Genomic DNA, 12,488 nt, shown 5'->3' with positions numbered 1-12,488 from the left:
CGCCGGTGGTCTGGCCGGCGGGCGCAGTCTTCTCCTTCACCTACGGGTGATCAGCTGTGGCGGCCCCGACGGCGCCGGGCGACCACCGTGAACAGCACGCCGAAGCCCAGGGCGGCGGCGCCGAGCACGGCCGGCAGCAGACCGGGCCCACCGGTGTGGGGCAGCTCGCTGCCGCCCTGCCCCGGGGACGGCTGCTGCGGATCGTGCGACGGTGCGCCGGGCTCACCCGTGCTCGGAGGCTCGCTCGACGACGGGCCGTTCGTCGGGCCGGCCGACGGGCTGTTCGACGGGCCGGCCGACGGGCTGTTCGACGGCGAAGGTGAATTCGTCGGCGAGTCGGTCGGCGTCGGCGAACCCGTGGGAGACGGCGAGTCGGTCGGCGTCGGCGACGAGGTCGGAGACGGCGAGTCCGTCGGCGTAGGAGTCGGCGTCGGCGCATCCGCCAACACCAGCCCCAGGTCCAGGCTCAGGTCCCGTGCCCCGCCCGACAGCCGCACCGTCTGGGTGACCCCGGTGGCCGGGTCGGCGTCCGAGTCCAGCGCCGAGTCCTTCCCCGCGTGCCGCACGGTGACCTTCGCGTCCGCCGGAACGGTCGTCAGGTCGAAGCGCACCGCGTACTCCCCGTCCGGCAGCTTGTCGAACAGGTAGTTCCCGTCCGCGTCCGTCACCGTGGTGACCGGCTTGCCCGTCTTCTCGCGGACCGGCTGTCCGGTCCCGTCCAGCAGCTCCACCCGGACGCCCGGCACCCCGTTCTCACCGGGTTCCTGGATTCCGTTGCCGTTGCGGTCGGCCCAGGCGTGGTCGCCGAGCGCGTTGTTCGGCGGCGCGGGCGCCTGGACGCCGACGCCGACCTTCGCGGGCTCTGCGGGCAGCAGCGGGCTGCCGGTGGAGTCGGTGGCGGTGTAGGCGAAGCTGTTCCAGGCGAAGTCGGCGTTGCCGGCGTCCACCGAGGCGACCATCGGCCAGGTCAGGGTGAACAGCCCGCCCGACGGCAGGGTGCCCGGCCGGCCGACCTTGAACCAGGTGGCGTTGCCCGGCCCGGGGAAGTCGGTGCTCCACCGGGCGTTCGCGTCGCACGGCCCGGGCACGGTGATCGCCCCGGTCACGCAGGGGTTCGGCGAGGTGGTGTACTCGATCGCCACGGTCGGGTCGCTGGAGGTCAGCGGCCGGGTGAGCGAGGGCGTCCAGGCGGAGCCGCGCGGGACGTCGGGGCGCAGCAGGTACGAGTCGCCCGGGGTGGGCAGCTTGTCGTACGCGACGAAGTCGGTGACCGGGTCGGGCGAGTCGTTGCGGACGGTCAGCCGGTAGGAGAGGCCGCCGCCGGGGGTGGTGGTGCCGGTGGTGGCGTAGTCCTGGTCGAGGTCTCCCTTGACCTCCTTGAAGGAGCGCAGCACGGCCGGGACCTGCACCTCGACCTTGGAGGAGGCGTGGCACACGGTCTCGGTGGTGTTGCCGTTGCCGTTGAGGTCGTGGGTGTCCGGCGTGCCGCTGTCGGTACCGAAGTAGGAGCAGGCGACGGGTTCCTCGGCGCCCTCGGTGGTGACGTACACGTCGTTGGTGAGGGTGCCGGGCTTGGCGCTGCCGGCCACCTGGACGTCGATCAGGGTGCGGTAGGCCTTCTGGTCGTTGAGGTACGTCATGTCGGGCGCGCCGGCCGGCCAGGTCAGCTTGAGCAGCTGGCGGCCGTCCGGTCCGGGCAGCACCCGGACGGACTGCGGGGCGACGGACCCCGTGTAGCCGGGGTCGCGCCGGGCGCTGCCGTCCTGGTAGACGAGGCCGGGCGGCAGCAGGTCGTACATCACCAGCGGGGTGCCCAGGGTGCGGCCGGTTCGGTTGTACGGGGTGACCCGGAAGGTCGCGGTGCCGCCGGGGGCGAGCACCTCGCCGGAGGTGGTGGTCTTGGCGGCGCCCAGGTTGGTGGCCGCGGAGACGGTGGTGTCGGCGCAGTCGCTCGCCGAGGAGGTCGCACCGGTCGCGTCGGTGCCGGTCACGTCCACGCAGTTGTGCAGCGGGCCGGGCGCGGTGCGGCCGTCGTGGCCGGGGGTGACCACCTGGGAGAGCACCTGGACGGCGTTGCCGGGGCTCCAGCCGGTGGGGATGGGGCCGTTCCACTCGAAGCGCAGCCCGTCCAGCCGGCGGCCGGCCGGGATGCCGAGCTCGTCGTTCGCGGGGTTGCCGGCGCCTTCGGCGAAGGTGATCCGGCGGCTGCTCGAACCGTCGAACGGCTTGCCGGGGGTGAAGGTCCGCCAGGTCGGGTCGCCGTCGAGCCGGTACCGGAGGGTGAGGCCGATGCCGGTGGGGTTCCACGCCTCCAGCTGGATGGACTGCGGGATCAGCCAGTTGTAGAGGCCGGAGGTGGTACCGCTGCCCGGGTCGGTCATCACCAGGCGGGTGGCGGGGCCGGCGATGTTGCCGGGGTGGAGGCTGAAGGAGGCGATGTCGCCGGAGACGACCTTGTCCTGCCAGGTCTTGGAGGCGGCGACCTGGATGCCGGTGGTCGGCGGCTTGAAGGTCGGGGACTCGGCGGTGGCCTCGGACAGGTCGCGCATGCCCTCGGGACCGAGCGGGTCGCCTTGCAGGACAACCGAGTTGGTGGAGGTGGTGCCGCTGGGGAACGCCGGGTCGGGGTAGTTGACGACCAGGACGCCGGGGTTGCGGCAGCCGGCCTGGCCGTTTCCGGCCCGGAAGTCGCCGATGTCGAACGTCCAGCGGTCGGGGTCGGCCGGGTCCTGGGTCCAGCCGGGCGAGCGGCCGGTGTCGACGACGGCGCCGGGCGGCAGGGTGTCGACCAGGCGGCCGGCGTCCAGGTCGACGTTGGGGACGCCGCTGGTGGAGCAGGCGCTGAACTGGTAGGTGACCGACCGGCCGTCCTGGCTGCTCGTCTGGACGCCCTTGGTGACCCTGTAGTCGGGCTGGACGGCGGCGGTGGTGGCGGCGGAGCCGTTCTGCGCGGGCTCGCCGTCGGCGGTCAGGGTGGCCGAGTTGACGGTCTTGGTGCCGTTGGGGGTGGTGAAGTTGGGGAACCTGAGGACGACCTTGACGGTCGCGGTGGTGCCCGGGGTGAGGGTGAGGAGCTTGATGTCGAGGGTGCCGCCGAGGGTGCCGGCGGCCGGAACGGTCGAGCCGGCGACGTCGACGGTGCTCGCGTCCGGCGTCCAGCCGACGAACTCCATCCCTGCGGGGAGGGCGTCGGTGATCCGGCCGTTGGCGCAGTCGGTCACCGAGCAGGTGTAGCGCAGGGTGTAGGTGACGTTCTCGCCGGGCGCCACCGTCGGCTTGTCCACCGTCTTGGTGAAGCCGACGGCGGCTTCGGCGGTCGGGGCGGTGAGGGTGCCGGTGAGTAGCGTGCCCGCGAAGAGGCCCAGGGCCGTGGCCATTCGGCCTGTCCTGGACGGGGGTGAGGGTATTGATCGGAGCGTCCGCATGCCGGAATCTCACCCTCCGTTAATCCGAATGGCGGCGCGACGCGAGAGAAAATGAGTATTTTTCACCCAATTGGAGCAATCCGAAGGGGTGGACGCCACTAACGGGTGACGCTACGTCATCATCTCGTGGACGTCGTACGCGCCGGCGCCGTGGAGGAGCGCAGCACCAGCGAGGTGGCCAGCGGCGCGACCGGCGCCACCCGCTCCCCGCGCAGCAGGGCCGCCAGCGCAGCCGCGCCCGCCCGGCCCAGCTCCTCGCCGGGCAGGTCCACGGTGGTCAGCGGCGGGGCGAGCAGCGCGGCCACCGCGACGTTGTCCATGCCGACCACCGACAGGTCCTCCGGCACCCGCAGCCCCAGCTCGGCGGCGGCCTGGTAGACCCCGGAGGCGACCACGTCGTCGTCGCAGATCACCGCGCGCGGCCGGTCCGCCCGCTCCAGCAGCCGGCCCGCGACGGTCCGCGCCGCCCGGTGGCCGTCGTTCAGGCTCACGCCCAACTCCACGACGTCCAGGTCGAGTTCACGCACAGCCTGTTCGAAGGCGGCCTGCCGGACCCGGAAGGTGTAAGCGGAGTGGCTGGAGCGCAGCCGGCCGATCCGGCGGTGGCCGAGCGCGGCCAGGTGCTCGACCGCGGCGCGCATCCCGCCGGCCACGTCGAGCTCGACGGTCGGACGCGCCCGGTCGGTGCCGGGGTCGGCGTCCAGGAAGACGGCGGGGGTGTCGGCGGGCAGCTCGCCGAGCTGGCTGTCGTCCGGGGAGCAGATCAGCAGGCCGTCGAAGCGGCCGGCGGTGGCGGCCTCGGCGAGGGTGGCGCTGCCCCAGCCGGAGCTGACCACGACGGCCAGGCCGTTGCGGCCGGCCTCCTCGTGGACGCCTTCCAGCACCCGACCGAAGAACGGGCCCTGGAGGTTCGGCACGGCCAGCAGGATCATCCCGCTGCGGCCGAGCCGCAGCTGCCGCCCGGCCGCCTGCGGACGGTAGCCGAGGCTGCGGGCGGCCTCCCGGACCCGTCCCCGGGTGGCCTCGGAGACCCGCCGGCCGGCCTCGGCGCCGGAGAAGACCAGGGAGACGGTGGCCTGGGAGACCCCGGCGAGCCGGGCCACGTCCCGCCCGGTGGGCCGGCGGACGGGGGCCGGCCAGGTGCCGAGCGGCCCCTCGGCGGGCGGCACCTCGGCGGGCGGCCCCTCGGCGGGCGGCTGCTCGGACGGCTCGGACGGCTCTGAGTCTCGGATGGCGGGCACGCGGCTGCGCTCGTGGACGGGGCCGGCGTCAGCTCTGGCCGGCGGCAGCCGCGCGGGCGGCGTCGTCGGCGGCGTCCTCCTCGGCGTTCTGCGTCGCGATCCGCTCGGCGGTACGGCTGCGCATCCCGGAGACCTTGCCGCTGATCTGCGCGGACATCTCGTCGCGCTGCTTGCTCAGCAGCGCGTAGCTGAGCGGCGCGGAGGCGACCGCGGCCAGCAGGAACAGGAAGATCATGCCGGTCTCGCCGCTGACCGGGATGATCTGGAAGTGCCCGAGCAGCAGGGCCACCAGCAGGCAGCCGAGGAAGATGCTGACCCGCAGGGAGGTGTAGCGGAGCGTGGCGTGTGACTTCTCCGGGCCGTTGCTGGTCACTCGACACGTCCTTCTTCGTTGCGCTGGGGCGGGTTCTCCAGTCAAGCATGCCTGACGGCCGGAGCGGGGCACGGGGCACCCGGTCCGGCCCGCCCGGCCCGCCCGGGACGGGTGTCAGCGCAGGTCGAGCCACATGGTGATGTCGTCCCGGTCGTCCCCGGGGGCGACCCGGATCGCGGCCGGCACCCGGCCGACCTCCCGGTAGCCGCTGCGGGCGTAGAACCGCTCCAGCCCCAGGCCGCCGCGCGCGGTGAGCCGCAGCGACTCCAGGCCCCACTCCCGGGCCACCCGCTCGGCCTCGGCGAGCAGCCGGGCGCCGTGACCACGGCCCTGGAAGTCGGGGTGCACCATGACCCGCTTGAGCATCCGCCAGTGCTCCATCGGGCCGAAGCGCATCGACTCGAAGAACAGCACGCCGACCAGTCGGCCCGTCCCGCTCTCGTGCGCGACCAGCAGCCGGTCCGGACCGTCCGGCTCGACCCCGGCGAACTGGTGGTCGGCGGTGTCCCAGACCTCCTCCTCGGTGACCGGCGCCACGAAGCCGACCGCCCCGCCGGCGTTGGTGACCTCGGCCCACAGCCGGACGATGCCCGTCCGCAGGTCGGGGTCGAGCTTCGGGTCCAGGGTGAAGGTGAGCGCCATGGAGCGGAGCCTAGACCTCCGGTACGACAGTCCTTCCGGAAGGGCCGTCATCGCTCGCACGTGCGGGGAGCGGCCGTCACGGGAGGGCCGGCACCGCCCGGTCGGCCCGCCCGGTGCGCAGTGCCAGGCAGAGCCCGACCGCGACCGCGCACAGTGCGCCGGCGCCGTACCAGGTGAGGTCGTAGTTGCCGAGCGCGTCACGGGCCAGGCCGGCCAGGCCGGCGACGACGGCCGCGCCGATCTGGTGGGCGGCGAGCACCCAGCCGAAGACGATCGGGGCGTCCTCGCCGAAGTGCCGGCGGCACAGCGCGACGGTCGGCGGCACGGTGGCCACCCAGTCCAGGCCGTAGAAGATCACGAAGGCGAGGATCGGCGGCTGGAGCGAGCCGGCCAGCAGCTGCGGCAGCAGGAGCAGGGACAGGCCGCGCAGCCCGTAGTAGACGGTCAGCAGCAGCCGGGAGTCGACCCGGTCGGTGAGCCAGCCGCTGAAGATGGTGCCGAGCACGTCGAACAGGCCGATCAGGGCGAGCAGGCTCGCGGCGGTGGTGACGGGCATGCCGTGGTCGTGCGCGGCCGGGATGAAGTGGGTGCCGACCAGGCCGGCGGTGGTGGCGCCGCAGATCGCGAAGGAGCCGGCCAGCAGCCAGAACGCCCGGGTGCGGGCGGCGTCCCGCAGCACCCGCAGCGAGCGGGCCAGGGCGCGGCCGTCGGTGACCGGTGCGGGAGGGGCCTCGGTCGCGCCGTACGGGAGCAGGCCGAGGTCGGCGGGCCGTTCGCGCATCAGCAGCAGGACCGGGACGGCGACGGCGCTGGCGGCGAGCGAGACCACGATCACGGCCGAGCGCCAGCCGTGCTGCTCGACCAGCCAGGCGCCGACCGGCAGGAAGACCAGGTTTCCCGCCGCTCCGGCGGCGGTCAGCACCCCGGTGACCAGGCCCTGGCGGGCCTGGAACCAGCGTCCGGTGATGGTGGTGGCGAAGGCGCCGGCCATCGAGCCGCTGCCGAGGCCGACCAGCACGCCCCAGCAGAGCACCAGTTGCCAGGGCTGGCGCATCAGCATGGTCAGCCCGGCGCCGACCGAGATGGTCAGCAGCGCGCAGACCACCACCAGACGCACCCCGAAACGGTCCATCAGCGCGGCGGCGAAGGGGGCGGTGAGGCCGTAGAGGGTCAGGTTGACGGAGGTGGCGCTGGAGATCGTCCCGAGCGACCAGCCGAACTCGTTGTGCAGGGCGTCCATCATCAGGCTCGGCGTGGAGCGGAAGCCCGCCGAGCCGAGCAGGACGAGCAGGGAGACACCGGCCACCACCCAGGCGTAGTGCACCCGGGGGCGCGTGGCGGGGGCGGGCGGTTCGGAGAGGGGCGTGGGGGCGAGGGCGCTGCGTTCGGTCACGCGGACGAGTGTTCCGGGCCGCCCGGAGCCGGACGAGTGGCCTGAATGACAGCTTTCGCAAGAATCAGGCCACGGGCCGCGATACCCTGGCCCGACCCACCGACACCCGAGGGGACGGCATGGCACACCTGGTCGCGGTACTCGCCCTGGAGGGCGTGATCGCCTTCGAACTCGGCATCCCCGCCCGCATCTTCGGCGGCGCCAAGGACCCGGCCGGGCAGCCGCTGTACGAGGTGGCCACCTGCACCCTGGACGGGCGGCCGGTCGCCACCAGCGCCGACTTCAAGGTCATGGTCGACCACGGGACCGAACTGCTGGAGCGGGCGGACACGGTGGTGATCCCGGCCTCCGCCGACTCCAGCCCGGCGGTCGCCGACGCCTGCTTCACCCCCGCGCTGGCCGACGCGCTGGCCCGGATCCGGCCCGGCACCCGGCTGCTGTCGATCTGCACCGGCTCGTTCATCCTGGCCGCCGCCGGGCTGCTGGACGGACGCCCGGCCACCACCCACTGGCGCTACACCGAGCGCTTCGCCCGGCTGTTCCCCCGGGTGCGGCTGGACCCCGACGTGCTCTACACCGACGACGGCGACATCCTCACCTCCGGCGGGGTGGCCGCCGGGGTGGACCTGTGCCTGCACGTGGTGCGCCGCGACCACGGCAGCGCGGTGGCCAACGCGGTGGCCCGCAACTGCCTGGTGCCGCCGTGGCGCGAGGGCGGCCAGAAGCAGTACGTGGAGGCCCCGAGTCCGGTGGACTCCGGCGGCAGCGGCACCGCCGCGGTGCGCGCCTGGGCGCTGGAGCACCTGGACCGGCCGCTGGCGCTGCGGCAGCTCGCCGACCGGGCGGGGATGAGCGTACGGACCTTCACCCGGCGCTTCCGCGAGGAGACCGGCGCCAGCCCCGGCCAGTGGATCACCACCCAGCGCACCGAGCGGGCCCGCCAGTTGCTGGAGCGCACCGATCTGACGATCGACCAGGTCGCCCGGGAGTCCGGCTTCGGCACCGCGGCCTCGCTGCGGCTGCAACTGCGCGGCCGGCTCGACGTCGCACCGAGCGCCTACCGGCGCACTTTCCGCGCCCTCCCCGAGAGCCGTACCGATCCGGGGAGCCCCGTCGCCTCCGGGAGCCCCGTCGTCCCCGAAAGCACCACCGGCCCCGGGAGCGCCGCCGCCCCCGGGAGCCCTGCACGGCGCGCTTCCTGAGCAACGCCTGGCAACCGACCAGCCGGTGGCCGAAACTCGTCACACCTCGGCGACGCATTGGATGGCGGCAGGCCGCACGCGCCCCGAGCGCGGTACGGCAGGCCGCCATCCAACCGCGGCGCGCAGGCCCTGAACCCGCGCCACACCCTCCGCACTCGCCGAGGAGCGGCCCGCGACCGGCCGTCCGCGGTCCCCCCTGCTGGCACGAATCCCCTGGACAGCAGCACCACGGCGGTGGACGGACGTCCCCTCGGCGTCCCCTCGCGACGGAGCGCCGCACCCAAGCGTGATCAGTCGGATACGTCACGTCAATGGGTAGTCCGAAATTCGGAATGGTTGCGTCACCTTTCGGCCGGTGACCGGCACCGGTGATCGGCACGGTCCGACGGCCGCCGTGAAAGCCGCTATTGCGCCAAAGCCGCCCAGTCCACGTCGGCCAGCGGATCGGCCGGGCGGGCGTCGCTGCCGATCTCGCACCAGACCCGCTTGCCCGAGCCGTCCGGGTACCAGCCCCAGCGCTCGCAGAGCAGCTCGACCAGTTCCAGGCCGCGCCCGTTGGTCGCGTCCTCGTCCGCGCCCGCGTGCCGCGGGGTCGGGGCGGCCTGGCTCGCGTCGGCGACCTCCACCCGCAGCGGGGTGGCCGGCCCGCCCTCCTGCGTGCCGTCGGCCACCGGCAGACAGAGCCGCAGGACGGCCGGACAGCCGGTGTGCACCACGGCGTTGGTCACCAGCTCCGAGACCACCAGCACCACCGTCTCGGCCATCGGCGCATCCGGGTCCACCCCGTGGTTCAGCAGCCGCGAGCGCACCCACCGGCGGGCCCGGCCGACCTCGGCGGGGTCAGCCTGCACCGCCAGCTGTACCTGAAGAACCTGCACCGCTCCACCACCCGCACTCGCAGTTCGGCCATAGTCCCGATCGGGCCGGATCGGCCGGCGGGCCCTCGCACGTCGCCCGGCACCACCCGAGCCGTACCCGGGCGCCCGCCCGGTCCGTCCGCCCGCGCCCACTCGTCCGCGCCGTCTCGTCGGTCGGGCACCGGCCGCGACACGAATACGCCTCAGGATGGGCGGGGGGACGGACCGCAGCAAGCGCTTCGGGCATATTCCGGCGATCGGGCGACAGGGCAGTGCATACTGTCCCGCTCATGCTCGCGAGCCTCGTACCGGCGCTCGGCCGGCACCGGGCCGACCAGCCGGTCCCGCAGTCGGGAACCTACCGCCGCGCGCCACCCGCGCCCCGCCCGCCACTCGCGGACCACCCGCGGTCCCGCCGGCCGGCCGTCGCACCGTCCGACGATCCGGCCCGGAGGCGGGAGAGTCCGGGCCGGGAGTTCGGGGCCGGGAGTTCCGAGCGGGCAGGCGCATCCACAGGGACGCCGATCCACGAGGAACGGTTCCGTTCTTGCCGAAATCGCCCCCGGCGCCGCCCGGCCGCAAGATACCGTTGAGTACGCCAGCGAACCCGGTCAGGAGGGTGGTTCCCGATGGCCACCCCGGAGCGGACCCCGCGCTGGGACGAGCAGTTGCAGCGCCGCCTCGCCCGCGGCGAGGAGACGGCGCTCGGCGAACTCTACGACCGGCTCGCGCCGATGGTGCACGGCCTGGCCGGACGGATACTGGCCGACCAAGCGGCCGCCACCCAGCTCACCCGGGAGGTCTTCGCCCACGTCTGGGAACACCCCGAGGAATACGACCCCGCCCGGGGCACACTGCGCTCCTGGCTCGGCGCGCTGACCCACCACCGCGCGGTCGAACGGCTGCGGGCACGGCGGGCCGCCGAACAGGCCCCGGGCACGGAGGCCGAGATCCGTGCCGTGGCCACCGCGGCGCGGATGCAGTACGTGGTCGACTCCCTGCCCCAACCCCTGCGTGAGACCATCGCGGTGACCTACTACGACGGCCGCACGTACCGCGAGACGGCCCGGCTGCTCGGCATCAGCGAGCAGGCCGCCAAGCAGCGGATGCGGCTCGGTCTGGAGCTGCTGGCCACCGAACTGGCCGACGAACGCACCCGCCAGGACGGAACCGGGGACGGGAACGGGGAGACGTGAGCAGCACTGAGGAGCAGCACGACGCCCTGCGCTCGCTGCTCGGCGCGTGGGCCCTCGGCGCCTGCCCGGCCCGCGAGGCCGGCGAGTTGGAGCAGCACCTGCGCGGCTGCCGGGAGTGCGCCGAGGAGGCGGCCCGGCTGCGCGAGGCGGCCGGCTGGCTCTCCCTGGACGAGCCGCTGGACCAGCCCGGCTCGCTGCGCCAGCAGGTGCTCGACTGGTGCCTGGCCCGCCGGCCGGCCGAACTGCCCGTCCCCGCCTGGGGCGTGCCGTACACGGCGGAGACCGCCAAGCTCGACGCGCTGCTGCGCGACCTCGGCCCGGAGGAATGGCAGGAGGTGGCCGAACTGCCGTGGCACGGCGGCACCGAGTGGCTGCGCCCGGCCGAGGTGCTGGGTCACCTGACCGCGGTGGACGGCTTCCTGGCGCTGGCGCTCGGTCTGCCCGATCCGGTGCCGGCCGCCCCGGGCCTGCCCGCCGTGCCGGGCGGGCGGAGGGTGCCGCCGCAGGAGCCGGCCGCCGGGCCGGCGGTGCCGCGCGTCCCGCCGCAGGGCGGTCCGTACGGCGCGATCACCGCGCGCACCGCCCGGCTGATCGCGGACCAGGGCGGCCTGGCCCCGCAGTCGGTGCGCTCCCGCTGGCGGCGGCAGGCCCACGACCTGGTGCGCAGCGCCGCGCTGGTGCCGCAGGGCAACACCCCGGTCGACTACGGCTTCGCGGTGCTGCCGCTGCGCGACGCCTTCGTGGACCGCGCCTTCGAGTGCTTCGTGCACGGCGAGGACGTGGCCCGTGCGGTCGCCTACCCGTACGATCCGCCGGCGCCGCAGCACCTGCGGCAGATGGTGGAGCTGGTGGTCCGGCTGCTCCCCCGGGCGCTGGCCCGGCTGCGCGCGGCCCGCCCCGAGCACGCCGGGGCGCCGGATGCGCCGGAGGGCGGGGTGCGGACCGCCCGGCGGGTGCGGCTGATGGTCGACGGCCCGGCGAGCGGCGAGTGGCTGATCACCCTGGACGGCGACGACGACCGCACCGACCGCACCGGCGGGCCGACCGGCGAGGAGCCGGTGGCCTCGATGGTCCTGGACGGCCTGGAGCTGTGCCAGCTGGCCGCCGGGCACCGCGACCCGGACCGGCTGCCGGTCGGCGAGCACGGCGACCGGGCCGCGGTCCGCGAGGTGCTGCACGCGCTCCTGCTGCTCTCCCGGCCGTAGCGCCCCGGGGCCTACGCGAAGACGACCGTACGGGTCCCGTCCAGCAGCACCCGGTGCTCGCTGTGCCACTTCACCGCGCGGGCGAGCGCCTGGCACTCGACGTCCCGGCCGAGCGCGACCAGTTGGTCGGGGCTGACGTCGTGGGTGACCCGGGCGACCTCCTGCTCGATGATCGGGCCCTCGTCCAGGTCGGCGGTGACGTAGTGCGCGGTGGCGCCGATCAGCTTCACGCCGCGCGCGTGCGCCTGGTGGTACGGCTTGGCGCCCTTGAAGCTCGGCAGGAAGGAGTGGTGGATGTTGATCACGCGGCCGGACAGCTCGGTGCACAGCTGGTCGGAGAGCACCTGCATGTAGCGGGCCAGCACGACCAGTTCGACGTTCTCCTTGGCGATCAGGTCGAGCAGCTGCTGCTCGGCCTGGGCCTTGGTGTCCCTGGTGACCGGGATGTGGTGGAAGGGGATGCCGTAGCTCTCGGTCAGGTCCTGCAGGTCGGTGTGGTTGGAGACCACCGCGGCGATCTCCACCGGCAGGGCGCCGATCCGGGTGCGGTAGAGCAGGTCGTTCAGGCAGTGCCCGAACTTGCTGACCATGAGCACGATCCGCATCCGCTCCTCGGACGGGTGGATCTGCCAGTCCATCCCGAAGGAGGCGCCGATCGCGGCGAAGCTGGCCCGCAGCTTGTCGGCGGTGACCGGCTCGGGGGCGGAGAAGTGCACCCGCATGAAGAAGAGCCCGCTGTCGCCGTCCCCGAACTGCTGGCTGTCGATGATGTTGCAGCCGGTCATGAAGAGGTAACTGGAGACAGCGTGGACGATGCCCTGCTTGTCGGGGCAGGACAGCGTGAGGACGTACTGGGCGCTGGCCGGCTGCTGTTCCACTGGGGGTATCCCGTTCTGAGGTCGTGACGTGCGTGGATGGTCCAGCGTGTCACATTCCGGACGGCCGCCGTCCCGC

Annotated in this window: 10 protein-coding genes; 3 read left to right on the top strand and 7 right to left on the bottom strand. The window is 74.0% G+C overall.

The window, feature by feature from the left end; translation table 11 throughout:
• Nucleotides 1–50: 50 nt before the first annotated feature.
• From ACFU7Y_RS07865 to ACFU7Y_RS07845, 5 genes are all read right to left on the bottom strand, one after another.
• Nucleotides 51–3,377, bottom strand: a complete 3,327-nt coding sequence (locus ACFU7Y_RS07865) for an SdrD B-like domain-containing protein (protein WP_380766794.1) — start codon at nt 3,375–3,377, stop codon at nt 51–53.
• 167 nt (nt 3,378–3,544) lie between these two features.
• The gene (locus tag ACFU7Y_RS07860) at nt 3,545–4,666 is read right to left on the bottom strand and encodes a LacI family DNA-binding transcriptional regulator (RefSeq protein ID WP_380766792.1); all 1,122 of its coding nucleotides are present in this window, start codon (nt 4,664–4,666) and stop codon (nt 3,545–3,547) included.
• Between the two features lie 28 nt (nt 4,667–4,694).
• Complete coding sequence (locus ACFU7Y_RS07855; protein WP_224283898.1) at nt 4,695–5,039, bottom strand: DUF4229 domain-containing protein; 345 nt, start codon at nt 5,037–5,039, stop codon at nt 4,695–4,697.
• Nucleotides 5,040–5,153: 114 nt separating this feature from the next.
• Nucleotides 5,154–5,681 carry a GNAT family N-acetyltransferase gene (locus ACFU7Y_RS07850; protein ID WP_224283899.1) on the bottom strand — a complete coding sequence of 176 codons (528 nt, stop codon included), beginning with the start codon at nt 5,679–5,681 and terminating at the stop codon, nt 5,154–5,156.
• A gap of 76 nt (nt 5,682–5,757) precedes the next feature.
• Nucleotides 5,758–7,074, bottom strand: a complete 1,317-nt coding sequence (locus tag ACFU7Y_RS07845) for an MFS transporter (RefSeq protein ID WP_224283900.1) — start codon at nt 7,072–7,074, stop codon at nt 5,758–5,760.
• A gap of 119 nt (nt 7,075–7,193) precedes the next feature.
• Here ACFU7Y_RS07845 and ACFU7Y_RS07840 point away from each other — a divergent pair, with 119 nt between their 5' ends.
• Nucleotides 7,194–8,276 (top strand): GlxA family transcriptional regulator, encoded by a 1,083-nt coding sequence (locus tag ACFU7Y_RS07840; protein ID WP_380766789.1) that lies wholly within the window; start codon nt 7,194–7,196, stop codon nt 8,274–8,276.
• A gap of 404 nt (nt 8,277–8,680) precedes the next feature.
• Here the strand turns inward: ACFU7Y_RS07840 and ACFU7Y_RS07835 are convergent, their stop codons facing one another.
• A complete protein-coding gene (locus ACFU7Y_RS07835; protein WP_224283902.1) occupies nt 8,681–9,154 on the bottom strand; it encodes an ATP-binding protein in 474 nt (157 codons plus the stop codon).
• Between the two features lie 608 nt (nt 9,155–9,762).
• Between ACFU7Y_RS07835 and ACFU7Y_RS07830 the strand changes: the two genes are divergently transcribed.
• Both ACFU7Y_RS07830 and ACFU7Y_RS07825 read left to right on the top strand, forming a co-directional pair.
• Nucleotides 9,763–10,329 (top strand): sigma-70 family RNA polymerase sigma factor, encoded by a 567-nt coding sequence (locus ACFU7Y_RS07830; protein WP_224283903.1) that lies wholly within the window; start codon nt 9,763–9,765, stop codon nt 10,327–10,329.
• Nucleotides 10,326–11,534 carry a zf-HC2 domain-containing protein gene (locus tag ACFU7Y_RS07825; RefSeq protein WP_380766787.1) on the top strand — a complete coding sequence of 403 codons (1,209 nt, stop codon included), beginning with the start codon at nt 10,326–10,328 and terminating at the stop codon, nt 11,532–11,534. Before ACFU7Y_RS07830 ends, ACFU7Y_RS07825 begins: the two co-directional genes overlap by 4 nt.
• Before the next feature lie 11 nt (nt 11,535–11,545).
• On the opposite strand, the gene purU is transcribed toward ACFU7Y_RS07825, so the two are convergent.
• On the bottom strand, nt 11,546–12,412 hold the full coding sequence (purU, locus tag ACFU7Y_RS07820; RefSeq protein WP_374120193.1) for a formyltetrahydrofolate deformylase: 867 nt from the start codon (nt 12,410–12,412) through the stop codon (nt 11,546–11,548).
• Nucleotides 12,413–12,488 lie beyond the last annotated feature (76 nt).

Source organism: Kitasatospora sp. NPDC057542, from assembly GCF_042801945.1.
In the GTDB taxonomy this organism is placed as follows: Bacteria; Actinomycetota; Actinomycetes; order Streptomycetales; family Streptomycetaceae; genus Kitasatospora.
Note: the sequence above shows the minus strand (reverse complement) of the source record. Positions and strands in the feature narration are given on the sequence as shown.

What these genes read in the sequence shown, in the direction of transcription:
- ACFU7Y_RS07840 (WP_380766789.1), top strand. Translation starts at nt 7,194, where the DNA reads ATGGCACACCTGGTCGCGGTACTCGCCCTGGAGGGCGTGATCGCCTTC.
- ACFU7Y_RS07865 (WP_380766794.1), bottom strand. Translation starts at nt 3,377, where the DNA reads ATGGCCACGGCCCTGGGCCTCTTCGCGGGCACGCTACTCACCGGCACC.
- ACFU7Y_RS07850 (WP_224283899.1), bottom strand. Translation starts at nt 5,681, where the DNA reads ATGGCGCTCACCTTCACCCTGGACCCGAAGCTCGACCCCGACCTGCGG.
- ACFU7Y_RS07830 (WP_224283903.1), top strand. Translation starts at nt 9,763, where the DNA reads ATGGCCACCCCGGAGCGGACCCCGCGCTGGGACGAGCAGTTGCAGCGC.